The 26979-nt window shown below is 72.4% G+C and carries 28 protein-coding genes; 18 read left to right on the forward strand and 10 right to left on the reverse strand.

The features are described 5' to 3' along the window. The first annotated feature begins 47 nt into the window (after positions 1-47). Together fdxA and dapC are read left to right on the forward strand one after the other, a co-directional pair. Entirely contained in the window at positions 48-368 is a 321-nt protein-coding gene (gene fdxA, locus QMZ92_RS03530; protein WP_010474859.1) for a ferredoxin, read from the forward strand. Positions 369-520: 152 nt separating this feature from the next. Next, positions 521-1618, forward strand: coding sequence for a succinyldiaminopimelate transaminase (gene dapC / locus QMZ92_RS03535; protein ID WP_283295754.1), 1098 nt, complete (start codon positions 521-523; stop codon positions 1616-1618). Between the two features lie 260 nt (positions 1619-1878). Here dapC and QMZ92_RS03540 read toward each other — a convergent pair whose 3' ends face one another. Both QMZ92_RS03540 and QMZ92_RS03545 read right to left on the reverse strand, forming a co-directional pair. Further along, complete coding sequence (locus tag QMZ92_RS03540) at positions 1879-2346, reverse strand: ATP-binding protein (RefSeq protein WP_283295755.1); 468 nt, start codon at positions 2344-2346, stop codon at positions 1879-1881. Between the two features lie 539 nt (positions 2347-2885). Beyond that, positions 2886-3827, reverse strand: a complete 942-nt coding sequence (locus QMZ92_RS03545) for a VldE C-terminal domain-containing protein (RefSeq protein ID WP_502961984.1) — start codon at positions 3825-3827, stop codon at positions 2886-2888. Positions 3828-4160: 333 nt separating this feature from the next. Between QMZ92_RS03545 and dapE the strand changes: the two genes are divergently transcribed. After that, complete coding sequence (gene dapE / locus QMZ92_RS03550) at positions 4161-5240, forward strand: succinyl-diaminopimelate desuccinylase (RefSeq protein WP_283295757.1); 1080 nt, start codon at positions 4161-4163, stop codon at positions 5238-5240. Positions 5241-5450: 210 nt separating this feature from the next. Continuing rightward, on the forward strand, positions 5451-6230 hold the full coding sequence (locus QMZ92_RS03555) for an LOG family protein (protein WP_138053342.1): 780 nt from the start codon (positions 5451-5453) through the stop codon (positions 6228-6230). 172 nt (positions 6231-6402) lie between these two features. Here QMZ92_RS03555 and folP read toward each other — a convergent pair whose 3' ends face one another. Beyond that, positions 6403-7275, reverse strand: coding sequence for a dihydropteroate synthase (gene folP / locus QMZ92_RS03560; protein ID WP_283295860.1), 873 nt, complete (start codon positions 7273-7275; stop codon positions 6403-6405). 111 nt (positions 7276-7386) lie between these two features. On the opposite strand from folP, the gene QMZ92_RS03565 reads away from it, so the two are divergent. Beyond that, on the forward strand, positions 7387-7887 hold the full coding sequence (locus QMZ92_RS03565) for a hypothetical protein (protein ID WP_502961985.1): 501 nt from the start codon (positions 7387-7389) through the stop codon (positions 7885-7887). After that, on the forward strand, positions 7884-8477 hold the full coding sequence (locus QMZ92_RS03570) for a DNA-3-methyladenine glycosylase I (RefSeq protein ID WP_283295758.1): 594 nt from the start codon (positions 7884-7886) through the stop codon (positions 8475-8477). Before QMZ92_RS03565 ends, QMZ92_RS03570 begins: the two co-directional genes overlap by 4 nt. 69 nt (positions 8478-8546) lie before the next feature. Here the strand turns inward: QMZ92_RS03570 and chcB are convergent, their stop codons facing one another. After that, positions 8547-9347, reverse strand: coding sequence for a 2-cyclohexenylcarbonyl CoA isomerase (chcB, locus tag QMZ92_RS03575; RefSeq protein ID WP_283295759.1), 801 nt, complete (start codon positions 9345-9347; stop codon positions 8547-8549). 334 nt (positions 9348-9681) lie between these two features. Here chcB and QMZ92_RS03580 point away from each other — a divergent pair, with 334 nt between their 5' ends. Then, positions 9682-9849 carry a DUF3117 domain-containing protein gene (locus tag QMZ92_RS03580; protein WP_003966491.1) on the forward strand — a complete coding sequence of 56 codons (168 nt, stop codon included), beginning with the start codon at positions 9682-9684 and terminating at the stop codon, positions 9847-9849. Between the two features lie 198 nt (positions 9850-10047). Here the strand turns inward: QMZ92_RS03580 and QMZ92_RS03585 are convergent, their stop codons facing one another. Beyond that, entirely contained in the window at positions 10048-10713 is a 666-nt protein-coding gene (locus tag QMZ92_RS03585; protein WP_283295760.1) for an O-methyltransferase, read from the reverse strand. A gap of 140 nt (positions 10714-10853) precedes the next feature. Here QMZ92_RS03585 and sigE point away from each other — a divergent pair, with 140 nt between their 5' ends. From sigE to QMZ92_RS03610, 5 genes are all read left to right on the forward strand, one after another. Further along, a complete protein-coding gene (gene sigE / locus QMZ92_RS03590) occupies positions 10854-11615 on the forward strand; it encodes an RNA polymerase sigma factor SigE (protein ID WP_283295761.1) in 762 nt (253 codons plus the stop codon). Beyond that, a complete protein-coding gene (locus QMZ92_RS03595; protein WP_283295762.1) occupies positions 11612-12463 on the forward strand; it encodes an anti-sigma factor family protein in 852 nt (283 codons plus the stop codon). Before sigE ends, QMZ92_RS03595 begins: the two co-directional genes overlap by 4 nt. 114 nt (positions 12464-12577) lie before the next feature. Then, a complete protein-coding gene (locus QMZ92_RS03600) occupies positions 12578-14572 on the forward strand; it encodes a trypsin-like peptidase domain-containing protein (protein ID WP_283295763.1) in 1995 nt (664 codons plus the stop codon). 108 nt (positions 14573-14680) lie between these two features. Next, entirely contained in the window at positions 14681-15127 is a 447-nt protein-coding gene (locus tag QMZ92_RS03605) for a sec-independent translocase (RefSeq protein ID WP_283295764.1), read from the forward strand. A gap of 127 nt (positions 15128-15254) precedes the next feature. Next, on the forward strand, positions 15255-15917 hold the full coding sequence (locus QMZ92_RS03610; RefSeq protein WP_283295765.1) for a hypothetical protein: 663 nt from the start codon (positions 15255-15257) through the stop codon (positions 15915-15917). 97 nt (positions 15918-16014) lie between these two features. Here the strand turns inward: QMZ92_RS03610 and QMZ92_RS03615 are convergent, their stop codons facing one another. Then, positions 16015-17148 carry an Mrp/NBP35 family ATP-binding protein gene (locus QMZ92_RS03615; protein ID WP_283295766.1) on the reverse strand — a complete coding sequence of 378 codons (1134 nt, stop codon included), beginning with the start codon at positions 17146-17148 and terminating at the stop codon, positions 16015-16017. A gap of 43 nt (positions 17149-17191) precedes the next feature. After that, positions 17192-18292, reverse strand: coding sequence for a CBS domain-containing protein (locus QMZ92_RS03620; protein ID WP_283295767.1), 1101 nt, complete (start codon positions 18290-18292; stop codon positions 17192-17194). 228 nt (positions 18293-18520) lie between these two features. Between QMZ92_RS03620 and QMZ92_RS03625 the strand changes: the two genes are divergently transcribed. Beyond that, positions 18521-19300, forward strand: a complete 780-nt coding sequence (locus tag QMZ92_RS03625; protein WP_283295768.1) for a hypothetical protein — start codon at positions 18521-18523, stop codon at positions 19298-19300. Between the two features lie 265 nt (positions 19301-19565). On the opposite strand, the gene QMZ92_RS03630 is transcribed toward QMZ92_RS03625, so the two are convergent. Together QMZ92_RS03630 and QMZ92_RS03635 are read right to left on the reverse strand one after the other, a co-directional pair. Next, on the reverse strand, positions 19566-20099 hold the full coding sequence (locus QMZ92_RS03630) for a hypothetical protein (RefSeq protein WP_283295769.1): 534 nt from the start codon (positions 20097-20099) through the stop codon (positions 19566-19568). A gap of 17 nt (positions 20100-20116) precedes the next feature. Beyond that, positions 20117-21232 carry a magnesium and cobalt transport protein CorA gene (locus QMZ92_RS03635; RefSeq protein ID WP_283295770.1) on the reverse strand — a complete coding sequence of 372 codons (1116 nt, stop codon included), beginning with the start codon at positions 21230-21232 and terminating at the stop codon, positions 20117-20119. A gap of 421 nt (positions 21233-21653) precedes the next feature. On the opposite strand from QMZ92_RS03635, the gene QMZ92_RS03640 reads away from it, so the two are divergent. From QMZ92_RS03640 to QMZ92_RS03660, 4 genes are all read left to right on the forward strand, one after another. Further along, positions 21654-22238, forward strand: coding sequence for a suppressor of fused domain protein (locus QMZ92_RS03640; protein ID WP_283295771.1), 585 nt, complete (start codon positions 21654-21656; stop codon positions 22236-22238). Between the two features lie 793 nt (positions 22239-23031). Further along, positions 23032-23670, forward strand: coding sequence for a DUF6758 family protein (locus QMZ92_RS03650; RefSeq protein ID WP_283295772.1), 639 nt, complete (start codon positions 23032-23034; stop codon positions 23668-23670). A gap of 372 nt (positions 23671-24042) precedes the next feature. Further along, a complete protein-coding gene (locus QMZ92_RS03655) occupies positions 24043-24915 on the forward strand; it encodes a PHP domain-containing protein (protein WP_283295773.1) in 873 nt (290 codons plus the stop codon). A 161-nt stretch (positions 24916-25076) separates the two neighbouring features. Next, complete coding sequence (locus QMZ92_RS03660) at positions 25077-25682, forward strand: MarC family protein (RefSeq protein ID WP_283295774.1); 606 nt, start codon at positions 25077-25079, stop codon at positions 25680-25682. Between the two features lie 85 nt (positions 25683-25767). On the opposite strand, the gene QMZ92_RS03665 is transcribed toward QMZ92_RS03660, so the two are convergent. Then, complete coding sequence (locus tag QMZ92_RS03665) at positions 25768-25920, reverse strand: DUF8834 family protein (RefSeq protein WP_269728501.1); 153 nt, start codon at positions 25918-25920, stop codon at positions 25768-25770. A 136-nt stretch (positions 25921-26056) separates the two neighbouring features. Between QMZ92_RS03665 and QMZ92_RS03670 the strand changes: the two genes are divergently transcribed. Further along, the gene (locus QMZ92_RS03670; protein ID WP_283295775.1) at positions 26057-26953 is read left to right on the forward strand and encodes an NYN domain-containing protein; all 897 of its coding nucleotides are present in this window, start codon (positions 26057-26059) and stop codon (positions 26951-26953) included. Positions 26954-26979: the final 26 nt, after the last annotated feature.

A 26979-nucleotide genomic window follows, 5' to 3' on the forward strand; every position in this document is an offset into this window, starting at 1 on the left:
GCGAGCCGCAGACCGGACGCCGCGCCCTACCGAGGAGGAACGACAGCGTGACCTACGTCATCGCGCAGCCTTGTGTCGACGTCAAGGACAAGGCGTGCATCGAGGAGTGCCCCGTCGACTGCATCTACGAGGGCCAGCGGTCCTTGTACATCCACCCGGACGAATGCGTCGACTGTGGTGCCTGTGAGCCGGTCTGCCCGGTCGAGGCGATCTTCTACGAGGACGACACTCCCGAGGAGTGGAAGGACTACTACAAGGCGAACGTCGAGTTCTTCGACGAGCTCGGTTCGCCCGGTGGCGCCTCCAAGCTGGGCCTGATCGAGCGCGACCACCCCTTCATCGCCGCGCTGCCGCCGCAGAACGGCTGATCGTGCGTCCCCGGTCCCGTACGGTGCGTCCGCCGTACGGGACCGCGGCGTTTGCGCCGGTACCCGAGGGCCCGGCGCGGGACAGCGCACAGCCCTGAGCCGGCGGCCCCGACCGGTCGGCGGTCCGCCGCACGAACGAGAAAGTGAGCACCGTGTCCGCCGTATCGTCCCGACTCCCCGTCTTCCCGTGGGACAAGCTGGAGCCGTACAAAGCGACCGCCGCGGCCCACCCGGACGGCATCGTCGACCTCTCCGTCGGCACACCCGTCGATCCGGTACCGGACGTGGTCCGGCGGGCCCTCGTCGAGGCCGCGGACTCGCCCGGCTATCCGACCGTGTGGGGAACACCCGCGCTACGGGACGCGCTGGTGTCGTGGTGCGCGCGGCGTCTTGGTGCGGTGTCCTTCGCTCACACCAATGTGCTGCCGGTCGTGGGGTCCAAGGAACTCGTGGCCTGGCTGCCGACCCAGCTCGGCCTGGGTGCCGGCGACAAGGTGGCCCACCCCCGCCTGGCCTACCCGACCTACGAGGTCGGCGCGCGGCTCTGCGGGGCCACCCCGGTCGTCTACGACGACCCGGTAGCCGACCTCGACCCGGCCGGTCTGAAGCTGCTGTGGCTGAACTCGCCGTCCAACCCGACCGGCCGGGTCCTCGCCGGGGACGAGCTGACCCGGATCGTGGCCTGGGCGCGCGAGCACGGGGTGCTCGTCTTCAGCGACGAGTGCTACCTGGAGCTGGGCTGGGAGGCGGAGCCCGTCTCGGTGCTGCACCCGGACGTCTGCGGCGGCACGTACGAGGGCCTCGTCTCGGTCCACTCGCTGTCGAAGCGCTCCAACCTCGCCGGCTACCGTGCGGCCTTCGTCGCGGGCGACGCGGCCGTCCTCGGCGAGCTGCTGAAGATCCGCAAGCACGGCGGGCTGATGACGCCCGCCCCGGTGCAGGCGGCCACGGTCGCGGCACTCGGCGACGACACGCACGTCGCCGAGCAGCGGGCCCGGTACGCAGCCCGGCGTCTCGCCCTGCGCGACGCCCTGCTGAAGCACGGCTTCCGGATCGAGCACAGCGAGGCGAGCCTCTATCTGTGGGCGACACGGGACGAGCCGTGCTGGGACACGGTGGCGCACCTGGCCGAGCTGGGCGTCCTCGTCGCGCCCGGCGACTTCTACGGCGAGGCGGGGGAGCGGTTCGTGCGGGTCGCCTTCACGGCGACCGACGAGCGGGTACAGGCGGCGGTCAAGCGCCTCGGGTGAGCACGGTGGGCGTCCGCGGCGGTCGGCTCCGCGGGTGCCGGCGCGGCTTCGGGCCCGCACCCGCCGCAGGCGCTGCAGGAAGGACTCACCGACGGACCTCGTTGCCGGAACGTGACGGAACTTGCCGGCATCGCCGGACTTCGTGACGGACGGGCTTCCGTGGCGCGACACGGCGGCACGGCCGGCGGCACACGGAAGGGTCCTCGGGAATCCGCCGATTCCCGAGGACCCTTCCGTGTGCTCCGCGCGCTCCGGCTGGGTCAGAGGGGCAGATCCTGCACCGGCAGCTCGCCGGCCGGCAGCGTGGCGCCCGCGTCCGGGAGGCCGCCGCCGACCGGCGCCTGGGCGGCGGGCAGACCCTGCGTGGCCGCGGAGCCTGCGGTCTCGCCGAGGACGCCGGCGGTGCTGCCCGCGGCCTGTCCGGCGGTCTCCTGAGCCGCCGGGAGGCCGGTCTCGGCCGCGTCGCCCAGGGTGTCCGCGGCGGCCGGGAGCGTCGTGCCGACCACCCTGCCGCCGGCCTGGTTCGCCGTGTCGGCGGCCTCGCGCGCGGCGCCGTCGACCGTGGAGCCGGCCGCGGCGCCGTCGAGCTGGGTCAGGCCGCCGTTGCCCAGGTCCTGGGTGGGGAGGTCCACGGCGTTCGCGGAGCCGGCCGCACCGACCACGGGAGCTGCCCCGGCTGCGACGAGCAGCGCGGCACGGGCGATCCGACGGGTCAGGGGGAGGGACATGATGCTCCTTCGACGAGAGAACGTTGGGTGGTGACTGTGGTGCGTGTCCGGCGATCGGACGCACTGACAACCCCTCGAAGGGCGGTGAAGGTTGCGGTGGCACAAGGTAAAGAGTTTGCAATGCATCGCATTATCGGCTGTGGACAAAAACGGGCGAACAATGTATGCGCGGACTGTCTGCTGAACCGTCACTTCTCTTGTTGCGCAAGGAAATTGAGGACCCGACGTGGATTCGCCGAGGCGCGGCGGGGAAACTCCTCGGCGATGTGCACCGCATAACTCTGGAGAGTGTCCGGTCGGACGGATGCGCGATCGGAAAAGCCGCATCCGCCATCGCCCGGGGTACCGGAATTCCGCCGGGCCGCCTTCACGGCCGAAGGCCGGTCCTCGCCGCGGCGGGAACCGCGGTCCCCGGAGAGTGGGTTCCGTGCGGCCGGGCGCCCCGTCCGGTCCGCCGCCCGACGGCGTACGCGCCCGTCTCCCGGCGCGGTCCGCCCCGGCGCCGTCCCCGAGGCGCGGCCGGCACGCCGGGGCAGGGCTCAGCGGGCGATCCGGATCCGCACCGCGGAGCCGTCCGGCCCGGCGGTGCGCCAGCCTTCGTCGGCCTTCTCCGCACTCCAGACCCTTCCGGCGAACGAGACCTCGGCGATCCGCAGTTCCGCAGCCTTCGCCACCGCCCAGTGGGCCAGTTCCCAGCCGCGGCGTTCGGCGTCGTCGGCACCCCGGGCGGTGGCGACGACCGGAACCGTCAGTTCTGAGGACTGCGGGGCGCCCGCCCTGCCCTTGCCGCCGGCCGCGGGCAGAACGCCCGCCCCGAAGGAGCGCGCCAGCTCCGAACGGACCTTCGCCGGGTCGCCGGGCTTGGTGGAGGGTGCCGCCGTGCAGGTCAGGGACGCCGAGGCGCGGCCGGTGAGCGCCGCCGAGAGCAGCGAGGCGTCCGGCTCGTGCTTGGCGTACGCCTGGGGGAAGCCGCTGCGCTGGACGCGCTGGGCGGCGACCGTCAGCGGCAGCCGCGAGTAGCCCGGCACCTCGGCGAGGTGGTCGTAGAACGCCCCGGCGGAGAACACCGGGTCGAGGATCTGCCTCGGGGTGCCCCACCCCTGCGACGGGCGCTGCTGGAACAGGCCGAGGGAGTCGCGGTCGCCGTGGCGGATGTTTCGCAGCGCGGATTCCTGGAGGGCCGTCGCCAGCGCGATGGTGACCGCCCGCTCCGGCATCCCCCGGGTCGTGCCGACGGCCGAGATCGTGGCCGCGTTGGCCGCCATCTCCGGGCTGAGTTCGTAGGAGCCCCCGTCCTTCCCGTCGTCGGGGCCGGGACGGTCCGGGTCCTCTCCGTCGCCGGAGCGGACGACGCACCGCGGCGCGCCGTCGCCGCTCACGTACTGCACGACGACGTACGCGACCAGGGCCAGCAGTACGGCGAAGGCGGCCGTGAGGCGAAGGGGGCGGCCGCGCCGGGTGGGGGAGGCGGTCTTGGTCACGGCGCCCACCGTACTGGAGCCCCGTGAACGCCCGGGCCGGCACCTCGCACGGGACTCCGGCGCCTCGCGGCCGACCCCGGTCCCCACGCGGACTCCGGTCCCGCGCGCGGGATCCGGGTGCCCGGCACGGGATCCCGGCCCGGGCCGTCGACTCCCCCGCGCCGCCCGCCCACCCGGGGCCGGACCCGATCGCCCCTCCTCGGACCCGGGCCCGCCTCCCGGCGCCCGCGAGCCTCGCGACATTGCGCCGGCCCGGAGCCGGTGCCGCCCGGCCCCGCCGGAGGCGCACCCGCGGGTCGGCAGGCGCTCGAGCCGGGGCGCTAGGGTCGGGCCATGCCCGAAAGCGCGCTTGATCTCACCCTGGACGGCCCGGCACTCACCGCACGGCTCGTCGACTTCCCGTCGGTCAGCGGGGACGAGAAGCCCCTCGCCGACGCGATCGAGCGGGCGCTGCGTGCCCTGCCCCACCTCACGGTCGACCGGCACGGCAACAACGTGGTCGCCCGGACGAACCTCGGCCGCTCCGAGCGCGTGGTCCTGGCCGGGCACATCGACACCGTGCCGATCGCGGACAACGTCCCCTCCCGGCTCGACGAGAACGGTGTCCTGTGGGGCTGCGGCACCTCGGACATGAAGTCGGGGGTCGCCGTCCAACTGCGGATCGCCGCGACCGTACCCGAGCCCAACCGCGACCTGACGTTCGTCTTCTACGACAACGAGGAGGTCGCCGCACATCTGAACGGTCTCGGACATATTGCGGACACCCACCCCGACTGGCTGGAGGGCGATTTCGCCGTCCTGCTCGAGCCCTCAGACGCTCAGGTGGAGGGCGGCTGCCAGGGAACTCTCCGTGTCCACCTCCGTACGGCCGGGGAACGCGCACACTCCGCCCGCAGCTGGATGGGGTTCAACGCCATCCACGCCGCCGGCCCGATCCTGGCCCGGCTCGCCGCCTACGAGCCGCGCCGCCCCGTGATCGACGGCCTGAGGTACCACGAGGGGCTCAACGCCGTCGGGATCGAGGGCGGTGTCGCGACGAACGTCATCCCCGACTCGTGCACCGTCGTGATCAACTACCGCTACGCCCCGGACCGGACCATGGCGGAGGCGGAGGCCCATGTCCGTGAGGTGTTCGCGGACTGCGACGTCGCCGAGTTCGTCGTCGACGACCACACCGGCGGGGCGCTGCCCGGCCTCTCGCACCCGGCCGCCGCCGCTTTCATGTCGGCCGTCGGCGGTACGGCACAGCCCAAGTTCGGCTGGACCGACGTGTCGCGCTTCAGCTCACTGGGCGTCCCCGCGGTCAACTACGGTCCGGGCGATGCGCTCTTCGCCCACAAGCGGGACGAGCACGTGTCCGTCGACAAGATCACGCACTGTGAGGAGCGGCTGCGGCAGTGGCTCACCGCGTGACGGCCGTCGCGTGACGTCACCGTACGGACCCGAGGCCGGGCCGCCCCCGCGGCGTCACCGTGCGGATCGCGCGGCTGCCGCTCCGTGACGAGCAACGGGTGAACGGCCACAGCCTGACTTCCTCGTATCCGACCTCCGGAATTTCGCTCTTGTCCATCTCCGGCGACCTACCCTGACCTGGAACGTGCACCACAGCGGAGGGAGCAGGTCATGGGCAATCCCGAGGAAGCACGGCCGGAGGAGCAGCGGCTGGGTCCGGTGGTGCGGCGCAGGGATCAGATCCAGCCCGGCACCACGGACCAGCGCCTGCTGGACACCGAGGGCGATTCGCAGTGGGTGCACACCGATCCGTGGCGGGTCATGCGCATCCAGTCGGAGTTCGTCGAGGGCTTCGGCGCCCTCGCCGAACTGCCCAGCGCCATCAGCGTCTTCGGTTCCGCCCGGACCGCTCCCGGTACCCCCGAGTACGACGCCGCCGTACGGATCGGCAGGGCCCTGGTCGACGCCGGCTTCGCCGTGATCACCGGGGGCGGGCCGGGAGCGATGGAGGCCGCCAACCGCGGTGCGCGGGAGTCGGGCGGTATCTCGGTCGGGCTGGGCATCGAGCTGCCCTTCGAGCAGGGCCTCAACCCGCACGTCGACATCGGCGTGAACTTCCGCTACTTCTTCGTCCGCAAGACGATGTTCGTCAAGTACGCGCAGGGCTTCGTGGTGATGCCGGGCGGTTTCGGGACGCTCGACGAACTGTTCGAGGCGCTCACCCTCGTCCAGACCGGGAAGGTGACCCGCTTTCCCGTCGTGCTCTTCGGGTCGCGGTACTGGTCCGGTCTGGTCGACTGGCTGCGCGGCACGGTCGTCGCCGAGGGCAAGGCGTCCGCGCGCGACCTGCTGCTCTTCCACGTCACGGACGACGTGGACGAGGCGGTCGCCCTGGTGACCAAGGAGACCGGCCCGCCGCCGCCGATCCCGTACGAGGGCTACGAGGCCTGAGCGGGCGCGGGGTCCGGCCGGCCGGCGGAGCACGGCCGGTGCGGGTGCCACCGGATCCCGGCGGACGGCCGTCCGGGTCAGGTCCGGGGCGGCGGACTGCCGTGCCGGGCCCGCCGCCGGGTCCCGGTCGGCCGGGGTTCCGGCCAGACGCCGGTCCCGGACGCCCTCGGTCCTACGCGAGTCCCCGGCGGGCGACCGCCGGGGGCCGGTGCCCGGCGATCGACGCCACCATGTCCAGCACCTGACGGGTCTCCGCCACCTCGTGCACCCGGTACACCCGGGCACCGAGCCAGGCCGACACCGCGGTCGTCGCAAGCGTGCCGATCACCCGCTCCTTGACCGGGCGGTCGAGGGTCTCGCCGACGAAGTCCTTGTTCGACAGGGAGACCAGCACCGGCCAGCCCGTCTCCACCATCTCGCCGAGCCTGCGGGTCGCCTCCAGCGAGTGACGGGTGTTCTTCCCGAAGTCGTGGCCCGGGTCGATGAGGATCCCGTCCCGGCGCACGCCGAGCGCGAGCGCCCGCTCCGCCAGAGCGTCCGTCACCCGCAGGATGTCCGCCATCACGTCGTCGTACGCGATCCGGTGCGGCCGCGTCCGGGGCTCGGCCCCGCCCGCGTGCGTGCAGACCAGGCCCGCCCCGTACCGGGCCGCCACCTCCGCCAGTGCGGGATCAACCCCGCCCCAGGCGTCGTTGAGCAGGTCGGCGCCCGCCTCGCAGACGGCGGCGCCCACGTCGTGCCGCCAGGTGTCGACGCTGATCACCACGTCCGGGAAGCGCCTGCGCACCTCGGCGACGAAGCCGACCGTGCGGCGCGCCTCCTCCTCGGCGGTCACCTCCTCACCGGGACCGGCCTTCACGCCGCCGATGTCGATGATGGCGGCACCCTCGGACACCGCCTGCTCGACACGGGTCAGAGCCGGCTCGTCGCGGTACGTGGCGCCCCGGTCGTAGAAGGAGTCCGGAGTCCGGTTCACGATCGCCATGATCACTGGCTCGTGCGCGCCGAACTCGCGCCGCCCCAGCCGCAGAGTCCCGTCGTGCATCCCCTGCATCCGCTGTTTCCTCCTCGCGATCGGTCGCCTGCGACCTTAACCGTCAGTGGCGCATGGCACGATCGGCAGCGGACGGTTTCCTGCTCCGGGGAGAGGCGCGCTGTGTTCTGGTTCTTGCTGATCGCGATGGTCGTGGTCGTCGCCGCGGTCACCCTGGCGGTGGTCGGCGGCGGTGACAAGGCGGTGCTTCCCGACGTGGCGCCCGAGCGGCTGGTGGACCCGCTGCCGCTGACACGTCCCGTGAGCCGTGCCGACCTCGAGGCGCTGCGCCTGCCCGTGACGGCGCGGGGCTATCGGATGCTCGACGTCGACGAGGTCCTCGGGCGGCTCGGCGCCGAGCTCGCCGAGCGGGACGCGCGGATCGCCGAGCTGGAGTCCGCGCTGGCGGGCCGGCAGGCGACGGCGGTCAGCCCGGCCGGACTCTTCGACGAGCGGCCCGGGGACGAACCGGGGGAGCGGCCCGGGTTCTTCGGGAAGGCCACCGGCGACCGCCCGGCCGCGGAGAACGGCGCGGAAGCGCCGGACATCCGGGAGGCCCCGCCCGGGCGCTCCGGTCCCCCCGGTGAGGACGCCGGCCGGGGCGACGGGGAGCAGCCGCGATGAGCGGCGGTGCCGTGGCCGGCCCGGACGGGCGGCTGCGCTGTCCCTGGGGGCTGTCCACCGAGGACTACGTCAGGTACCACGACGAGGAGTGGGGCCGTCCCGTCCGCGGGGACGACGCCCTGTTCGAGCGGCTCGCGCTGGAGGCGTTCCAGTCGGGGCTCTCCTGGATCACCGTCCTGCGCCGTCGCGAGGGCTTCCGGGAGGCGTTCGCCGGCTTCCGGATCGCCTCGGTCGCGGCGTTCACCGACGCCGACGCGGAGCGCCTGCTCGCCGACGCGGGCATCATCCGCAACCGTTCCAAGATCGAGGCGACCATCGCCAACGCCCAGGTGCTGGCCGACTGGGGTGAGGGTGAGCTCGACGCCCTGATCTGGTCGTACGCGCCGGACCCGGCCGTCCGCCCGGCGCCGCGCACTCTCGCGGACGTCCCGGCGGTCACGGACGAGTCCACCGCCCTCTCCAAGGACCTGAAGAAGCGCGGTCTGCGCTTCATCGGCCCCACGACGGCCTACGCGCTCATGCAGGCCTGCGGTCTGGTCGACGACCATCTCGCGGACTGCGTGGCGCGCGGGGGCCGGGGCGCCGACTGACCGCGCCCCGAGCCCGGGCCGGCGGCCACCGGCCGGTACCGAGGCGGCACCGGCCGGTGGCGTGAGGGCTCAGTGGCCCACGTACTTCGGCTTCTCCTTGGCGATGAAGGCCTGGACCGCGATGGCGTGGTCCTCCGAGGCCCCGGCCCTGGTCTGGAGTTCGTCCTCCTTCTCCAGCGTCTCGCCCAGCGTGTGGCCCGCCCCGTACGCGAGCGACTCCTTGATCGCGGCGTAGGCGAGCGTGGGGCCGTCGGCCAGGGCGCGGGCGACCGCCGTGGCCTCCACCGCCAGGTCGTCGGCCGGTACGAGCTTGTTCACGAAGCCCAGGTCGAAGGCCTCCTGCGCGGAGATCGACCGGGGGAAGAGCAGCAGGTCGGCCGCCCTGCCGGGGCCGATCAACCGAGGGAGCGTCCAGGAGACCCCGGAGTCCGCCGTCAGCGCGACCCCGGCGAAGGACGTCGTGAACTTGGCGGTGTCCGCGACGACCCGGTAGTCCGCGGCCAGGGCGAAGCCCATGCCGGCACCCGCGGCGACGCCGTTCACGCCCGCCACCACCGGCTTCGGCATCTCGGTGATCGCCCGCACGATCGGGTTGTAGTGGTCGCGCACGGTGTTCATCGTGTGGCCGGTGCCCGACTCCCGGTCGGAGACCAGCAGCGAGATGTGCTCCTTGAGGTCCTGGCCGACACAGAACGCGCGACCCGTCGCCGTCAGCAGGACCGCCCGTACACCGGCGTCCGCCCCTGCCGCCTGGAGGGCGTCCCGGAGGGCGACCTTGGCCTCGACGTTCATCGCGTTCATGGCCTCGGGCCGGTTGATCGTGATCGTCGCGAGTCCGTCGCTCACCTCGTACAGCACGGTGTCGGCCATGTCGGGGTCCCCTTCGCACCTCGGGCAGTGATGTCGAGCCCAGCATGGCGGAGATCGCCGGGGCCGACCTACGCCCCGGTATGTGACCTGCGTCAAAGAATTCCCCGGCCCCGGTTCGGTGCGCTGGTCTCGGGCGGGGCGAAGTATCGCAGGCGGATCCCCGAATTATGTGGTTTTGCGAAAGCGCGTTGCGCAAGCGATGCCGACCGATGTTGGTCATCGGGTCCTGCGATGCGGGATAATGGCTGGGAAGCAATGTGTTCGATGCCGGTGACGTGTGCCCACCCAGGGGCCGTCGGCTGACGATGAGCTGGTTTCAGGAAGGGGAACGAGCATGGCGGCCATGAAGCCGCGGACGGGCGACGGCCCGCTCGAGGTGACCAAGGAGGGGCGGGGCATCGTCATGCGCGTTCCGCTCGAAGGCGGCGGTCGGCTTGTCGTCGAGCTGACTCCGGACGAGGCCGACGCCCTTGGCGACGCCCTCAAGAAGGTCGTCGGCTGACGCGGAAGCGCCCACACCTTTAAGGACTGCCCCGGCACGGCAACCTCGCTGCGCCGGGGCAGTGCCGTTTCCGCGACTCCGCCCACCCGACCCCGCGCGCTTCACGGGTGAGTGCCGTCCGCGACCGCGACCGCCCCGCGTCCCGTGCCCGCGGAGGCCGGAGCGTTCCGCACCCGCGACCGCCGGGCGGTACACCCGTCAGCCGCGGCGCACCGCGCAGAGCAGCCCGTCGCCCACCGGGAGCAGCGACGGCAGCAGTTCCTGGCTCTCCCGCACCGTGCGCAGCAGCTCGCGTACGCGCAGCACCTCGCCCGGCTGGGCCGCCGAATCGACCGTTCGGCCGTCCGCGAAGACACCCTCGAAGCACACGAGTCCCCCGGGCCGCAGCAGGCGCAACGATTCAGCTAGATAGTCGAGCGACTCCAGCCGGTCGCCGTCGCAGAAGACGAGGTCGTACCCGCCGTCCGCGAGCCTGGGCAGTACGTCGAGGGCGCGCCCGGGGATGAAGCGGGCCCGGTTCCCGGCGAAGCCGGCGGCACGGAAGGCCTCGCGCGCGAACTGCTGGCGCTCCGGCTCGGGGTCGACCGTGGTCAGCACACCGTCCGGCCGCATGCCGTGGAGCAGGTAGATACCGGAGACGCCGGTGCCGGTGCCGATCTCCGCCACCGCCTTGGCGTCCGCCGTGGCCGCCAGCAGACGCAGGGCCGAGCCCGTGCCGGGCGACACCGAGGGCAGCCCCGCCTCCCGGGCCCGGTCGCGGGCCCAGTGCAGTGCTTCGTCCTCGGCGACAAAGGCGTCGGCGAACGCCCAGCTCGTCTGCCGGTTGGCGGTGATGACCCTCTCCTGTCCCCGTAGTTGGCGCAACCGTGACTGTATCCGCTGCGCACGGGAACCCGCAGATGGGACCGGGCGTTATGGAAGAGCGGGGAAAGGCGCGGGGCGAATCGCACCCGTTCCCAAATTCGCGTAAAGATTCTTATCCGGAGCTAACGGGCGAGGTGGCTATGGTAGGGGCTCCACTGGACACCACCAGAGCCGACAGGGGAGGTGCGGCTGCGCCTGTGGACCGGAGAGGGGTGCTGAGGCGCCTTCTCGGGTCGGCGGGTGAGCCGAAATCCGTGACCGACACCGCTGACGCCCGATCCGGCCAGGCCGGCTCCGTACCCACCGCGACGTTCGCACCGGATGCGGAACCGCAGCCGTGGACACCTCCCTCGTGGGAGGACATCGTCGGCACGCACAGCGGTCGGGTCTACCGCCTCGCCTACCGTCTGACCGGAAACCAGCACGACGCCGAGGACCTCACCCAGGAGGTCTTCGTCCGCGTCTTCCGCTCCCTGTCGACCTACACGCCGGGCACCTTCGAGGGCTGGCTGCACCGCATCACGACGAACCTGTTCCTGGACATGGTCCGCCGCAAGCAGCGCATCCGCTTCGACGCACTGGGCGACGACGCGGCCGAGCGGCTGCCCAGCCGGGAGCCGTCCCCGCAGCAGGTCTTCAACGACACCCACTTCGACGCCGACGTCCAGCAGGCGCTGGACACCCTGGCCCCCGAGTTCCGCGCCGCCGTGGTGCTCTGCGACATCGAGGGCCTGTCGTACGAGGAGATCGCCGCCACGCTCGGCGTCAAGCTCGGCACCGTCCGCAGCCGGATCCACCGCGGCCGCTCCCATCTGCGCAAGGCCCTGCGGCACCGCTCTCCCGAGGCGCGTGCCGAGCAGCGCTCCCTCGCAGGAGTGGCCGGGGAGGGCGGGACGGCGTGAGCAGCACCAGTCCGACCCCTGCGGAGCAGCATCTGGGGGACCGGCTCGCTGCCCTGGTCGACGGCGAGCTCAAACACGACGCGCGCGAGCGCGTCCTGGCCCATCTCGCGACGTGTCCCAAGTGCAAGGCCGAGGCCGACGCACAGCGTCGGCTGAAGAGCGTCTTCGCCACGGCCGCACCGCCGCCGCCGTCCGAGGGCCTTCTCGCACGGCTCCAGGGGTTGCCCGCGGGTCCGCCCGGAGGTGATGACGACGGGCGGGGAGGTCCTCATCGCCGGGGACGTCCCGGCGACGGCGTCTTCGGCGTGACCTCGGAGGGCTTCGGATACGTCCCGGGCGGCCACGGTCTGCCCGACGGCGGGCCGGGCTCCGGGTTCCGCATCCACGACGTGGCGCGTCAGGAGGCCGAGCGCTCCGCGTGGCGCGGCCGGAGGTTCGCCTTCGCCGCGGCCAGCGCGGTGTCGTTCGCCGCGATCGCGCTGGGCGGGTCGCTGCCGCTCGCCGCCACGGGCGACGCCTCCGCCCGTGGGGACAACCGGGGCAACAACGTGACCCCCCTGCGCACGGCCACGACCGGCGCGGGCACGGAGGCCAACCGCAGACGGGGCGGCGGGACCGGCGTCACCGGGATCAGCAGCACCCCCGTGGTGGCGATCGCCCCGCAGACCCTGGTCCGGACGCGGCCGCCGTCCCCGCCCTTCGCGGCGTCGTCACCGCTCACCGACGGCGGTGCCGTACCGCCGTCGGCGCGGCCGACCGCCTCGGCGTTCCAGCTGGCCACGGCTCCCGGGCCCAGCGCGTCCGCGTCCCCGCAGCCCAGCCGTTTCGCCGCCCCGCACCGGCGCTGATACGGAGGGCCGCTCCGGGGAGGCCGGGCGCACTGTAGGACGCCATCCGCAAACCTGGTTGAATCCAGGGGACGGTGCCCGGCGGGCACACGGAGCGGCAGTTGCGGGGAGAGCATGGAGAACGGGAAGCCGACGGGTCCCAAGCCGAAGTGGTGGAGCCGTCCGGCCCACCCCGAGCCGTCGTCGCCCGCCGACGCGGCCCGCTCGGCGGAGGAGCCCGAGGTCGGCGCGGTCGAGGCCCGTGCCCCGGGCAGTGACGACCGGGTGCCCGTCGCGCCGGGAGCTCTCGTGGACGACCAGCCGGAGTACCCGCTTCCCGCGCCCGCCCCCCTCGCGCCCGCGGCGCAGCAGGCGCCGGCACTCGGCCGCCCCGGGAGCGCACCGGCCGAGCCCGGCGCCGACGAGGATCCCGCCGTCGCGCTGCCGCCCGGTGGGACACACGAGGGCGACCTGCCCCGGGAGCCCGCTCCGGACGACATCCGCGCGAGCGGGCCGGCCGCCGCGCACGACACGGGCGCGGACACCCGCGCCGACGCGCCTGCCGCCGACAAGGGCGCCGGCCACACCTGGGCGGGCACTCCGGCCGCCGCGCACGACGCGGACACCCGCCGGAACGGCAGCGTGGGTGCCCCGTACTCCCAGCCGGTCCGGAACGCCGCCCCCGTCTCCACCGATGAGGCCCCGCATCCGGCCGGCGTCCCCGCGGCCGGGCATCCGGACGGGGGCGCGCGGCCCCTGCACGAGCCGGACGAGTACCGCACACCGCCGTACGGCGGCCCCGGGCCGTGGGCTTCCGCGCCGCCGGTGCAGCACCCCGGCGGGGCCGGCGGAACGCCGCCGCGGTACCCGGCCGGCAGCGGCTACCCGGGTTCCGCCACGGCTCCCGGCGCGCCCGCACCGCACCCCGCCCCCGTGCCGGAGCAGTGGCGGCAGTACGACCCCTGGGGTGCACCCGGCGGGACCCTGGTCCGGACCGGTGAGCCGCCGAGGCGGAAGTCCCGGCGGGGCATGGCCTTCGCCGGCGCGCTGATCTTCGCGCTGCTCGCCGGAGTCCTCGGCGGCGGCGTGGGCGCGTACCTGGAGCGCAACGGGGGGATCACCAGCGTCGAACTGCCGCAGGCGGGGCCGGAGCGCACCGACCGCGCGCCCGACAGCATCGCCGGGATCGCCGCCAGCGCCCTTCCCGGTGTGGTGACGCTGCACGTCAGTGGAGGCGGTGAGCAGGGCACCGGCACCGGCTTCGTGCTGGACGCGCAGGGACACATCCTCACGAACAACCACGTGGTCTCCCCGGCGGGCAGCTCCGGCGACATCTCCGTCACGTTCAGCGGCGGCGAGACTGCCCGGGCCACCCTCGTCGGCAAGGACAGTGGCTACGACCTCGCCGTGGTCAAGGTCAGGGGTGTCTCCGGCCTCAAGCCGCTGCCGCTGGGCAACTCCGACAACGTCCGGGTCGGTGACCCGGTCGTGGCCATCGGCGCCCCCTTCGATCTCCAGAACACCGTGACCGCCGGAATCATCAGCGCCAAGGAGCGCCCGATCACCGCCGGCGGGGAGAAGGGCGACGGCAGCGACATCAGCTACGTCGACGCCCTGCAGACCGACGCACCGATAAACCCCGGGAACTCCGGCGGGCCGCTCGTGGACTCCAGGGCCCGGGTCATCGGTATCAACAGCGCCATCCGCGCCGCGGACAGCGGGTCCGGCCCCGACGCCGGATCCGGGCAGGCCGGCTCGATCGGTCTCGGCTTCGCCATCCCCATCAACCAGGGCAAGCGGGTCGCCGAGGAGCTGATCAACACCGGAAAGGCCACTCACCCGGTGATCGGCGTCAGCCTCGACATGCAGTACTCGGGAGACGGCGCGCGCGTCGGCGAGAAGGGCAAGGACGGCGCCCCGTCCGTGACCGCGGGCGGCCCCGCGGCCAAGGCCGGCATCCGCCCGGGCGACGTCATCACCAAGGTCGACGGCCAGCGGGTGCACAACGGCGAGGAGCTCATCGTCAAGATCCGTGCGCACCGGCCCGGCGATCGGCTGGAACTGACGGTGCTCCGCGCCGGCAGGGAGCAGACGAGGGCGGTGACGCTCGGTTCGTCGACCGGCACGTGACGGACATCCCGAAGGTACCGTCGGGACAGATTTGCCGGGTACCGTGGAGCAGGTCCCGCTCGTCCCAGCGCTGCGGGCACGGAGAACGAGAACACGAGGAGCAGCAAGGTGTTCAACGACATAGGCGCACTCGAGCTCGTGACGCTCGTGGTCCTCGCCGTGCTGGTCTTCGGCCCGGACAAGCTGCCCAAGGTCATCCAGGACGTCTCGCGCTTCATCCGCAAGGTCCGCGAATTCTCCGACAACGCGAAGCACGACATCCGCAGCGAACTGGGCCCGGAATTCAAGGACTTCGAGTTCGAGGACCTGAATCCCAAGGCCTTCATCCGGAAGCAGCTCTCCGACAACGAGGACCTCAGGGAGATCCGCAGCAGCTTCGACCTCAAGAAGGAGATCAACGAGGTCGCGGACGCCGTGAACGGCAAGGAGCCCGCCGACCCGGTGCGGGCCGGTGTCGGCGGCACGCCGGACGCGGGTGCGACCCCGGATCTCCTCAAGAAGCGCGAAAAGCCCGATCAGGGCGAGCGGCCGCCCTTCGACGCAGACGCCACCTGAGGCCCCCTACCGCCGTCAATCCCAACGAGTCGGTGACGGGTGGCTATCCTCCATCTGTCCGGGATAGAGGACGCCCGCGGGGGGCGGGCCGTTCCGGACCTCGCTGACCAAGGAGGCGGCCGGGTAGATGGAGACGACCAGTCGGGTAGAGGCGCAGGATTCGCCCAGCAGTTCCACCGCTGAGGGGGTGCCCGCAGCCCGGCGTACCGTCGACGGCTATCTGCGGGCGCCCTTCCCCTGGTACGGCCTGGACGAGGCCTTCACCGGGCCGCGCTGGCTGATGCAGGTCGGTACGGCCGCCGACGGCTCGGTCCAGCACGGCTCCATGGGGCACGGCGAGGAGCCGTCGATAAAGTCCGACGCCACCGGCGCGGAGAAGGAACGCTTTGCCGTGGTCGTCACCGTCGCGTCGAGCCCGGTGCGGCACACCGGTGACGGTACGGGCGTCCTGGACGCCACGACCGTCTCCTCGGCCGCCTGGCTGGCTGGCTCGGGCCTGCTGGCATGCACCTGGCCGGCACAGCTCGACCACACCCTGCGGGACGACTGGCTGGACCAGCAGACGGAGACCGCCTTCGAGCTCGCGGACGACCTCACCGGGCCCGCCTGGTCGGAGCTGTCCCTGCCGGTGGACGGGGTGCCCGTGCGGTTCCACTACCGCGAGTCCGAGTTCGGCTGGGTGCTCGCCGGTTCGACCGGAAACGGGGTGCACATCGGGGCCTACGGGCGGGGGATGAGCGCGTACGGGCTCGGCTTCTCCGTGGTCCAGGACCTCGAGGCGTACGCCTAGACCGCGCGGACCCCGCGCCGGGCCGCTGCCCCGGTTCGACGACTGCCCACAACCCCGGGGGTTGTGGGCAGTCCCGCGACGCCGTCGGGAGGGGGCCTCAGAACTTGTTGCGCGGGGTGATGCCGAGCGACATGCCCGACAGACCGCGCTGACGGCCGCCGAGCTTGCCCGCGATGGCCCGCAGGGCGGAACCGGCGGGGGAGTCGGGATCGGTGAGGACCACGGGCTTGCCCTCGTCGCCGCCCTCCCGGAGCCGTACGTCGATGGGGATCTGGCCGAGCACCGGCACCTGGGCGCCCGTGGTCTTCGTCAGTCCGTCGGCGACCACCTGGCCACCGCCCGTGCCGAAGACGTCGACCATCTCGTCACAGTGCGGGCACGGCAGCCCCGACATGTTCTCGACGACACCGACGATCTTCTGGTGGGTCTGGACGGCGATGGAACCGGCCCGCTCCGCGACCTCCGCCGCGGCCTGCTGCGGCGTGGTGACGACCAGGATCTCGGCGTTGGGCACCAGCTGGGCCACGGAGATCGCGATGTCGCCGGTGCCCGGCGGCAGGTCGAGCAGCAGCACGTCCAGGTCGCCCCAGTAGACGTCCGCGAGGAACTGCTGCAGTGCGCGGTGCAGCATCGGGCCGCGCCAGACGACCGGTGCGTTGCCCGGGGTGAACATACCGATCGAGATGACCTTCACACCGTTCGCGGACGGCGGCATGATCATGTTCTCGACCTGGGTGGGACGGCCGTCCGCGCCGAGCATGCGCGGCACGCTGTGGCCGTAGATGTCGGCGTCGACGACACCGACCTTCAGCCCGTCGGCGGCCATGGCAGCCGCCAGGTTGACGGTCACGGAGGACTTGCCCACACCGCCCTTGCCGGAGGCGACCGCGTAGACGCGCGTCAGCGAGCCCGGCTTGGCGAACGGCACCTCGCGCTCGGCGGTCGTGCCGCGCAGCGAGGCCGCGAGCTCGCGGCGCTGCTCGTCGCTCATCACGTCCAGGGAGACCTCGACGCCGGTGACGCCCTCGACGCCCGAGACGGCGTCCGTGACGCGCTGGGTGATCGTCTCGCGCATCGGGCACCCGGAGACGGTGAGGTAGACCGTGACGGCGACCGCGCCGTCGGATCCGATCTCCACCGACTTGACCATGCCGAGATCCGTGATCGGCTTGTTGATCTCGGGGTCGTTCACCGTCGCCAGTGCGTCGCGCACCGCGTCTTCCGTAACCATACGCACGATGGTACGGCGCGGGATCCCGCCCCGGGGGCCCCCGTCAGCGGTCGCCTTCGTCACGTCCGTCGGGGTGCCCGGACGGGAATGGCGCGGCCGCCGCGGGCGGTTGCGCCGGATCCCCGTCCGCGCCGGTCCCGGCCGCTCCCGGCTCCGCCCCGTCGGAGTCCGGCATCCCGTACTCGGCCTCCCGCCAGTGGTCGGGCAGCAGATGGTCAAGTACGGCGTCGACGGTGACCGCGCCCAGCAGGGCCCCGTCGTCGTCCACCACGGGTGCCGCGACCAGGTCGTAGGCGGTCAGGCAGCAGCTGACCGCCGGCAGCGGGGTGTCCGGTTCCAGCGGGGGCAGCTCGGTGTCCACGAGGGGCGCGACGGGCGCGTCCGGTGCGCTCCGCAGCAGCCGCTGGACGGGCACCGTGCCCAGGTACGGGCCCGTGGGAGGCTCGCCCGGTGGCCGGCAGACGTACACCTGGGCCGCCAGCGCCTGCATCAGGTCCCGCTCCCCGAGCCGGGCCAGGGCGTTGCCGACGGTGGCCTCCGGCGGCACCACGACCGGCTCGGTCCTCATCAGGGCCCGTGCCGTTCGACCCTGCTCGGCCTCCCCCTCCGTGTCCTCCCCGGAGCTCGGGCGATTCCCCACCGGGGACGCCGCCGAGGTCTCCTCGGGCGGCAGGCCGCTCAGCGCCGACCAGTCGACCGCCAGAGCCTCACCGCGGTTGCGGGTGGTTCCACCCCGGTCGCGGTGCGCGCAGATCCGGGCGGCCTCCCACTGCCCGCGGGCCGGGTGCCGGTGAACCTCGACGTCCAGGACCGTGACCTGCTCGCCCGAGTCCGCGAGTCGCACCCGCCGGTCCAGCAACTGGCCGAGGACGAGCCGCTCGTCCGGCCGCAGGCCGAATCGGCGCATGCTCACGGGGCCGGACAGCGTGACCTGGCCGGACTCGAGGCCGGTCGCCCGGGAGACGGGCACGAAGACGGGGCCGTGCCCGAGGACCTCGACGACCAGACCCACCAGCCGTGGCGGACGGTCGGCCCGGAAGGTGGCCACGAGGTCCCGCACGCGCCCGACCGGGTCGCCGCCGGGACCGAAGACCGGGACCCCGGCGAGATGCGAGAGGAAGATCCGAGGGCCGTCTGCCGTCATGCTCAGCGCCTCCTCCACTGCCGCGGCGGGGCACTGGGGCAGACCGCCGGGTTCGTACGAGGAGCGAAACGGATTGCTCCGAAATGGCATCGTTCAACGGCTTCAGGCTAGCCCGTACCGATCCGTGGTGCTGTCGCCGGAGGTCCGGACGACTGCCCTCCGGTAAGCCCTCCGACCCCGGGTACGCTGCGGTCTGCCACCCCCACGCGTATGAGAGGCAGTGCGCTCGTGACCGCTCTCCCCCCGGGTCCGGCAGCCCCTGTGCGCCGGGCCGCGCTCCCCCTCGCGCTGTGCGCGGCGCTGGCCATAGCCCTCACCGGGTGCGGCGAGGACCCGGACGCGGGGACGAACGGCGTCGGGAAGCTGGAGGCGACCGCCATCGAGAAGAAGGCCAAGGCGGCGGCCGACGCGGCGGACGCGGTGCGGGTGGCGGGCACGCTGGTGTCCAAGGGCGGCACGTACAAGCTGAACATGCGGCTGAAGAAGTCCGGCGGGGTGGGCTCGGTGACCTCGAAGAACTCCACCTTCGAGCTGCTGCGGGTCGAGGACGCCCTCTTCCTGAAGGCCGACGCGGGTTTCTGGGTGCACGCCGACTCCGACGGCAAGGGCGACGACGCGGAGCCCGGCGAGGAGGACGTGGCCGCTGCCGAGAAGCTGGACGGCAAGTACGTCAAGGTGCCCGAGGACGACCCGGCCTACAAGCAACTGCGCGGCTTCACCGACATGAACGTCCTCCTCGACGGGCTGCTGGGCCTCCACGGCAAGCTCAGCAAGGGCGACCGCGCCACCGTCGGCGGAGTCCGCACGATCGAGATCATGGGCGGCGAGGGCAACGGAGGGACGCTCGCGGTCTCGCTCGAGGGCAAGCCGTACCCCCTCCAGTTGGACCGGGCGGGCGACGCGGGCGTCCTCACACTGGGGGAATGGGGCCAGGACTTCCCGCTGGAGGCCCCCGACAAGGACGAGACGGTCGACTACGGCCGCCAGCTCCCGCGCGCGAACGACTAGCGTGGCTCTGCGGGGGATCCCCAAGATCCCCGACAGCGTCACACCCCGGCCAAGGGCGCCCGGCCCGGCTCCGGTGCCGGGAGCGTCCGTCGCCGGCCCCGGTACGCGGTGGTCCCTGCGAACCCCGCACACGACGGTGAGCACGGTCCCGGGTTCGCGGCGGTGCCGATGCCGCGCAGCGCGTCCCCCGCGGCCGACTGTGGTCGACGACGACCGGGACCCGCCGACCGGGGACCGCGGACACCGGTCCGTGGCCGGTACGACCTCAGTGGCGCCTGCGGCCGCGGCGGAGGAGCCGGGGCAGGGCGGCCGGGATGGGCCGACGGGTCGTGGCCGGTGTGGGCAGCGGCACGGCGGCCAGGGAGTCCTCGGGGTGGTCGGTGCTGGACCCGCGCGGCTCCAACCGCAGCACCCGGCACTCGCGACCCCAGCGCTCGGTCATCCGCTCGCCGTCCGGGGCGTTGAGCCGCTTGCCCTTCAGCTCGCCGACGGCCGCCTCCCAGGCCTCGGAGCCCGGCGTCAGCTCGCTCACCGCGGCGGTCCACGAGACCAGCCGGCCACCCTTGTCCTTGCTGCGCACGGTGACCTCGGCGGTGGAGCCGTCGGCCAGTCCGGGCAACGGCTGCTCGCCCGGCCCGTCGCCGACGACATGGGCCGCGCCGTCGTGCCACGCATGCCACAGCGCTCGGTCCGGGCCGCTGCCGCGCACCCAGATCAGACCGGACTTCTTGGTGGCCTCCTCCACGAGGGCCTGCCCGAGCAGGGGGTCCTCGGCGGGGCGGGCGGAAGCGTCGTTCATGCCCGCAGCCTATTAGCCTAGAGCCAGCCGTTGCGCTTCAGCGTGCGGTGGATGGTGAGACAGGTCCCGACGATGCCGATGAGCACCATGGGGTAGCCGTACCGCCAGTGGAGTTCGGGCATGTGGTCGAAGTTCATGCCGTAGATCCCGCAGACCGCCGTCGGGACGGCGATGATCGCTGCCCAGGACGTGATCTTGCGCATGTCCTCGTTCTGGGCGACGGTCGCCTGCGCCAGATTGGCCTGCAGGATCGAGTTCAGCAGCTCGTCGAAGCCGATGACCTGCTCCTGCACCCGGGCCAGGTGGTCGGCGACGTCGCGGAAGTACTTCTGGATGTCCGGGTCGACCAGCCGCATCGGGCGCTCGCTCAGCAGCTGCATGGGCCGCAGCAACGGGGTCACGGCCCGCTTGAACTCCAGCACCTCACGCTTGAGCTGGTAGATCCGCCCGGTGTCGGTGCCTCGGGTGCTGCCCTTCGACGGCGCCGAGAACACGTCGATCTCGATCTCGTCGATGTCGACCTGCACGGCGTCCGCGACCGCGATGTAGCCGTCCACGACATGGTCGGCGATGGCGTGGAGCACCGCGGAGGGGCCCTTGGCGAGCAACTCGGGGTCTTCCTGCAACCGGTGGCGGAGATTGCGCAGGGAGCCCTGGCCGCCGTGCCGGACGGTGATCACGAAGTCGGGCCCGGTGAAGCACATCACCTCGCCGGTCTCGACGACCTCGCTGGTCGGCGTCAGCTCCGTGTGGTCCACGTAGTGGACGGTCTTGAAGACCGTGAACAAGGTGTCGTCGTACCGCTCCAGCTTGGGCCGCTGGTGCGCGTGCACGGCGTCCTCGACGGCCAGCGGGTGGAGGCCGAACTCGGCGGCGATGCCGGAGAACTCCTCCTCCGTCGGCTCGTGCAGGCCGATCCAGGCGAAGCCGCCACCCTCACGCACCCGCAGCATCGCCTCGCGCGGGGTGAGGCAGCCGGTGTTCTCCAGGCGCTTGCCGTCACGGTAGACGGCGCAGTCCACGACGGCGGTGGACGCGGAGGGGTCACGGGTGGCGTCGTACGCGCTGTACGGGCCGCTGCCCTTGCGCAGGGTGGGGCGGACCGCTTGACGCAGGTCACGGATCATCGACATGGCAGGCTCCTTCACGGAGAGGCCGCCGGTGCGAGGCGTGGCACAGCCCGGAATGAGGACGTGTCTCCATACGTCCGCAAAGCGGGCGGCACCGCGGGACGCGGTGACGGCGTTCGCTACAGACAGTCAGGCAGGGGAGTCGTGCTCTTCCGTCATGCGCGGTGCCATGGAACTGACGGTGTGAGAAGCCCTCAGCGGAACGAGGGGAGGAGTCGCGCGGAAGAGCGGTTGGTACTGCACGGTCGACTTCGATCCATCGCAGCCCCACCTCCTCCGGCCGGTCCCCCGTGGGGGAAGACGTGTCGTCGGGATCCGAGAACCATGCTTCTGCATGTCGTCCCGAGCAGGCGGCCAAGCCTATCAGCCGACTGAGGGCCAATCCCTTCCTTTGCCCGTTCCTGATGCGATCTATGCTCGCGGGATGGGAGAAGTTCTTGCTCTGGTCGAGGCGCGGCTGCGCAGCGCGCTGGGTGAACCGGACGCGCGCGCCGCGGTGACCTTTCTCGGTACGGAACGGATCGAGGTGCTCCGGTTCGTCGACGGGGACATCGTCCGCTATGCCACGCTGGGCATGTCGGCCCAGCCGATGACCGACCCCCAGGACACCCTCGCCGACCCGGTGAAGGGGCCGCGCGCGGAGCTCGTCCTGTCGGTGCGCGCCGGGCTGGCCGATACCGACAAGGTGCTGCGGCCGCTCGCCGTTCTGGCCTCTTCCCCGCAGGTGGAAGGGGTGATCGTGGCCCCCGGGAACTCACTGGACGTGGGCGAGCCGCTGTGGCCGGGTGCCCCGTTCACCTCGGTGCTGGTCGCCGAGTCCGGCGGTCTGGTGGAGGATCTCGAACTCGGCGCCCCCATGGACCCGGTCCGGTTTCTGCCGCTGCTGCCGATGACGCCGAACGAGGCCGCGTGGAAGCGGGTGCACGGTGCGGGAAAGCTCCAGGAGCGGTGGCTGACGCACGGTACGGACCTCCGTGATCCGCTGCGGAAGCCCGTGCCCCTGACGTGATGTCGGCTGCCGTCGGCGATGTGTGAAGTGACCTATCTCATGGCCGAGTCGGCGGAGCCTGCTGAGCCGGCCGAGTGGGCCGAGCCGGACCGACACCGTCGTGCGGGCCGGACGGCCAGGGGCGGAGGTCAGTCGATACGGGGCGCACGGACCGGTGCGGCCCCGGGCGGCTTCCGTGAATGAGCGCCGTCCGCCGGGCCGGGGCGATCGTCGCCACTCACTCCGCCGCGGCGCCGGCAACGACGAGCTGCTCCACGAGGGCCGCCGCGGTGCACGGGAACCCGATCGTCATCGGGCCGAGGTGCCGAAGGGCGGGTGGCGCCGGCCGGCGTCACCCGGCACGGCGCCGACGAGCGGACCGCAGACCATGCCGGTCCGAGTGCCGACCCGTGCAGCGGGATCGCCTCGGTGCTCCCGCCCGACGCCGCGCCGATGACGGCGGCGAGTGGGGTCGAGGCGAAGAGGACGTTCCCGAGGTCCCGTCCGGTGCGGAAGCCGACGGGTTCGCCGACCGCAGGCGCAGGATGCCTCCCGCTCCGTCGGCGACCCCTGCTCGCCGCCGGCTGAGGCCCCGTCCGGCAGTGCGCGTCCCTCGGGTGGGCGGATCCTCTGCGGGTACGGGTACCCCTCCGTGTTCTCCCGTTCAGACCGTTGCCGTATGCACTCAGTAAGTTAGGGACGCTAACTGATGTTGGCTGCAAATGCTCTTCCCTGCTGAGGGCGGGTGAAACCGCCGTGCGGGACGGGTGATCGTCCTTGACGCGGCGCCGGACGGGTAGGACCGTTGAGCGCTATGAGGGGCGAACCCAGTTGCCCGAAGTGTGGTGGCCGGGTCAGGGCGCCCGGTCTCTTCGCCGACACGTGGCAGTGCGACGTGCACGGTTCCGTGTATCCGCTGCAGCCCGTGATCCCGCCGAGCGTCGAGGCCCTCAGCGTGGTGGTGGCCCGTGCCCAGGTGCCCGTGTGGATGCCGTGGCCGCTCCCGGTCGGCTGGCTCTTCACCGGCGTCGCGTACGCCGGCGACGACCGCAGCGGCGGCAGGGCCACGGCCGTGGCCTGTTCCGGCCCCGGGCCGCTGGGCGGTGTGGGGGAGTTGCTGCTCGTCGCCGAGGAACTCGGTGTCGGCCTCGGCGCCCGCTTCGCCGGGATCGACGGGCCGGACCCGGGTCCGCACATGACCGTCGACACCTCACCCCAGGCCAAGGTGCTGGCAGTGGGCCGGCCGACGCCGCTGTGGCACGTCAACGACGCCCCGGAGGACCGGGCGGTGTTCGCGGGCGAGGCGCGGGGGCTCTGGCTGTGGGCGGTCGTCTGGCCCGAGTCGACCGGGCTGCTGATGTACGACGAGCTGATACTGACCGATCTGCGGGACGCCGGCCAGGAACTCGAACTGCTGCCCTGCGGGGCGCTGTCGCCACGCCTGCTGATGTGACGGCGCGCGGTCCGTGCCCGGGGCGCCGGCGCGGTCGGGCAGGGCCCGATCCCGGTGATCCGGGGTCGGCAGGGCCCGGTGCGGGTGATCCGGGGTCGGCAGGCCCGGGGCGGTTGTGCATGTGCGAGGACCGTCGGACGAGGTCCGGTGACGGAGCCCGGTACCTGGGGCCTCTGCGTGCGGGCCGGGCAGGGGTCCGCCGCCGGGGCGGTGTCCGGGGGCCGTCGCGGGGCTTCCGTGAGCGCGGCCCCGGCCCTCGGCGTGCGCACGGCCCGTGACGGTCTTCACGTGACGAACCGGTCGGGGCGGTGCTCGGGCCACCGTTACGATTGAGCGTCAGCCCGTCCGTCCCGAGCCCTGGAGTCCCGCGTCGTGCGCATCGACCTGCACACCCACTCCACGGCCTCCGACGGGACGGACACCCCGGCCGAGCTGGTCCGCAGAGCGGCCGCCGCCGGGCTCGACGTCGTGGCGCTCACCGATCACGACACCGTGGGCGGCCACGCCGAGGCGATCGCCGCGCTGCCCGAGGGGCTGACCCTCGTCACCGGCGCGGAGCTGTCCTGCCGGACCGACGGTGTGGGCCTGCACATGCTGGCGTACCTCTTCGACCCCGAGGAACCCGAGCTGGCGCGCGAGCGCGAGCTGGTGCGGGACGACCGGGTGCCGCGCGCCAGGGCCATGGTCGGCAGGCTCCGGGAGCTGGGGGTGCCGATCACCTGGGAGCACGTCTCCCGGATAGCCGGCGACGGCTCGGTCGGCAGGCCGCACGTCGCCGCCGCGCTCGTCGAACTCGGCGTCGTCCCCGACGTGTCCGCGGCCTTCACGCCCGACTGGCTCGCGAACGGCGGCCGTGCCTACGTGGAGAAGCACGAACTCGACCCGTTCGAGGCGGTCCGCCTGGTGAAGGAGGCCGGCGGGGTCACGGTCTTCGCCCACCCGCTCGCCGTGAAGCGCGGCGAGGTCGTGTCCGAGGACGTCATCGCCCGGCTGGCCGCGGCCGGTCTCGACGGTATCGAGGTCGACCACATGGACCACGACGGGCCGACTCGGGCCAGGCTGCGCGGACTCGCCGCTGAACTCGGTCTGCTGCCCACCGGTTCCAGCGACTACCACGGCAGCCGCAAGACCTGTCTGCTCGGCGACCTCACCACCGACCCGGAGGTCTACGGCGAGATCACCCGCCGTGCCACCGGCGCGTTCCCGGTCCCGGGCACGGGCGGAGCTCCCCGCCGCCAGGTCTGACCGCCGTACTCGGTTCCGGGCCCGGCCCGGGGCTCGCCGTGCGTGTGCCGCGTCCGCCGCCCGAGCCGCCGCGGAGCACGTACGGCCGCTCCCGCGTACGGACCTCGCGGCCCCCGCTCGTCCACCACCCCAGTTGTCCGACACCCCTGCAAGGCCTCACCGTGTTCGACCTCGCCGTCTTCGGCTCCCTGTTCCTCACCCTGTTCGTGATCATGGATCCTCCCGGGATCACCCCGATCTTCCTGGCCCTCACCTCCGGCCGCCCCGTCAAGGTCCAGCGCCGGATGGCCTGGCAGGCGGTCGCCGTCGCCTTCGGCGTGATCACCGTCTTCGGCATCCTCGGTCAGCAGATCCTCGACTACCTCCATGTCTCCGTGCCCGCGCTGATGATCGCGGGCGGTCTGCTCCTGCTCCTCATCGCGCTCGATCTGCTCACGGGGAAGACCGACGAACCCAAGCAGACCAAGGACGTCAACGTGGCCCTCGTGCCGCTGGGCATGCCGCTGCTGGCGGGTCCCGGTGCGATCGTCTCCGTCATCCTCGCGGTGCAGAACGCCGGCAGCACCGCCCAGCAGGTGTCGGTGTGGGCCGCGATCGTCGCGATGCACGTCGTCCTGCTGCTGACCATGCGCTACTCGCTGCTGATCATCCGTGTGATCAAGGACGGCGGCGTGGTGCTGGTGACCCGGCTGGCGGGCATGATGCTCTCGGCGATCGCCGTTCAGCAGATCATCAACGGCATCACCCAGGTGATCCAGGGCTCCTGACCGGCGACCGCCGGCGGATCTCTCCCCGCACGCACGACGCCCCCGAACGGATACTTTCCGTTCGAGGGCGTCGCGCCGGAAGGCGTTACGAAGCCGCGGCCTCGGTCGGCCGGATGTAGATACGCTGGCCGATCGCTGCGGCCTGCTGCACCATCCGGCTCACGGAGGCGGCGTCCACGACGGTGCTGTCCACGGCGGTGCCGTCGACGTCGTCGAGTCGCATGATTTCGAAGCGCATGAAGAGCTCCCCTCTGGCCGTCTGTGTATGTACCTCTCAACGGAATGCCGTCTGCAAACATTCCCTACGCTAAGGAAAATTTTTGGATGGCTAACTACTGGCAGGTAGGGCCCGGCCCGCTCACAATGGGGTCGACATGAACGACTCTGAGCTGTCCGAGATGAGCGCCCGCGTGGAGCGCACCAACGAGCTGCTCCAGCGCATGCTCGCCGAGGTCGCCAAGACCCCGTCCACGCATGCCATCTTCGTCGACGCGGGTTACGTCTATGCTGCGGCCGGGTTGCTTGTGGCGGGTACCGAGGACCGGCGCTCGTTCGACCTCGACGCCGAAGGGCTCATCGAGGCGTTCATCGACAAGGCCCGCACGATCTTCGCGGACAGCCGGCTGCTGCGCGTCTACTGGTACGACGGCGCCCGGCGCCGCATCCACACGGCCGAGCAGCAGGCCATAGCGGAACTGCCCGACGTGAAGGTCCGGCTGGGCAACCTCAACGCCAACAACCAGCAGAAGGGCGTCGACTCCCTCATACGCACCGACCTGGAGTCACTCGCCCGGCACCGGGCGATCAGCGACGCGGCGCTCGTCGGCGGGGACGAGGACCTGGTCTCCGCGGTGGAGGCCGCCCAGGGATACGGCGCCCGGGTCCATCTGTGGGGCATAGAGGCGGCGGAGGGCCGCAACCAGGCGGAGCCGCTGCTCTGGGAGGTCGACAGCCAGCGCACCTTCGACCTCGACTTCTGCCGCCCCTACGTCACACGCCGACCGGTGACGACCTACGAGGACGACAGCCCGCCCCCGTCCCGTGACGACGTGCGCTTCGTGGGCGCGCAGATAGCCGCCACCTGGCTGGCCGAACGCGGACGGGAACCGATGGCCGAGCTGCTGCCCGGACACCCCTACCTGCCCGGCCCGGTCGACCAGGACCTGCTCATCGAGGCGGAGAAGCTCCTGAAGCACTCCCTGCGGGGCTACGCCCATCTGCGACGGGCGCTGCGGGACGGCTTCTGGGACCACCTGCACGGTCAGTTCTGATGCCGGGTGGGCGATCCGGACCCGAC

Origin of the sequence: Streptomyces sp. HNM0645, assembly GCF_030056615.1 — a bacterium.
GTDB lineage: Bacteria > Actinomycetota > Actinomycetes > Streptomycetales > Streptomycetaceae > Streptomyces > Streptomyces marianii.

What these genes read in the sequence shown, in the direction of transcription:
- QMZ92_RS03670 (WP_283295775.1), top strand. Translation starts at nt 26,057, where the DNA reads ATGAACGACTCTGAGCTGTCCGAGATGAGCGCCCGCGTGGAGCGCACC.
- chcB (WP_283295759.1), bottom strand. Translation starts at nt 9,347, where the DNA reads ATGGCCGACACCGTGCTGTACGAGGTGAGCGACGGACTCGCGACGATC.
- dapE (WP_283295757.1), top strand. Translation starts at nt 4,161, where the DNA reads ATGCCCGAAAGCGCGCTTGATCTCACCCTGGACGGCCCGGCACTCACC.
- QMZ92_RS03540 (WP_283295755.1), bottom strand. Translation starts at nt 2,346, where the DNA reads ATGTCCCTCCCCCTGACCCGTCGGATCGCCCGTGCCGCGCTGCTCGTC.
- QMZ92_RS03615 (WP_283295766.1), bottom strand. Translation starts at nt 17,148, where the DNA reads ATGGTTACGGAAGACGCGGTGCGCGACGCACTGGCGACGGTGAACGAC.
- sigE (WP_283295761.1), top strand. Translation starts at nt 10,854, where the DNA reads ATGGTAGGGGCTCCACTGGACACCACCAGAGCCGACAGGGGAGGTGCG.
- QMZ92_RS03620 (WP_283295767.1), bottom strand. Translation starts at nt 18,292, where the DNA reads ATGACGGCAGACGGCCCTCGGATCTTCCTCTCGCATCTCGCCGGGGTC.
- QMZ92_RS03665 (WP_269728501.1), bottom strand. Translation starts at nt 25,920, where the DNA reads ATGCGCTTCGAAATCATGCGACTCGACGACGTCGACGGCACCGCCGTG.
- QMZ92_RS03600 (WP_283295763.1), top strand. Translation starts at nt 12,578, where the DNA reads ATGGAGAACGGGAAGCCGACGGGTCCCAAGCCGAAGTGGTGGAGCCGT.
- QMZ92_RS03650 (WP_283295772.1), top strand. Translation starts at nt 23,032, where the DNA reads ATGAGGGGCGAACCCAGTTGCCCGAAGTGTGGTGGCCGGGTCAGGGCG.
- folP (WP_283295860.1), bottom strand. Translation starts at nt 7,275, where the DNA reads ATGCACGACGGGACTCTGCGGCTGGGGCGGCGCGAGTTCGGCGCGCAC.
- QMZ92_RS03635 (WP_283295770.1), bottom strand. Translation starts at nt 21,232, where the DNA reads ATGTCGATGATCCGTGACCTGCGTCAAGCGGTCCGCCCCACCCTGCGC.
- QMZ92_RS03630 (WP_283295769.1), bottom strand. Translation starts at nt 20,099, where the DNA reads ATGAACGACGCTTCCGCCCGCCCCGCCGAGGACCCCCTGCTCGGGCAG.
- QMZ92_RS03555 (WP_138053342.1), top strand. Translation starts at nt 5,451, where the DNA reads ATGGGCAATCCCGAGGAAGCACGGCCGGAGGAGCAGCGGCTGGGTCCG.
- QMZ92_RS03610 (WP_283295765.1), top strand. Translation starts at nt 15,255, where the DNA reads ATGGAGACGACCAGTCGGGTAGAGGCGCAGGATTCGCCCAGCAGTTCC.
- QMZ92_RS03580 (WP_003966491.1), top strand. Translation starts at nt 9,682, where the DNA reads ATGGCGGCCATGAAGCCGCGGACGGGCGACGGCCCGCTCGAGGTGACC.
- QMZ92_RS03570 (WP_283295758.1), top strand. Translation starts at nt 7,884, where the DNA reads ATGAGCGGCGGTGCCGTGGCCGGCCCGGACGGGCGGCTGCGCTGTCCC.
- QMZ92_RS03640 (WP_283295771.1), top strand. Translation starts at nt 21,654, where the DNA reads ATGGGAGAAGTTCTTGCTCTGGTCGAGGCGCGGCTGCGCAGCGCGCTG.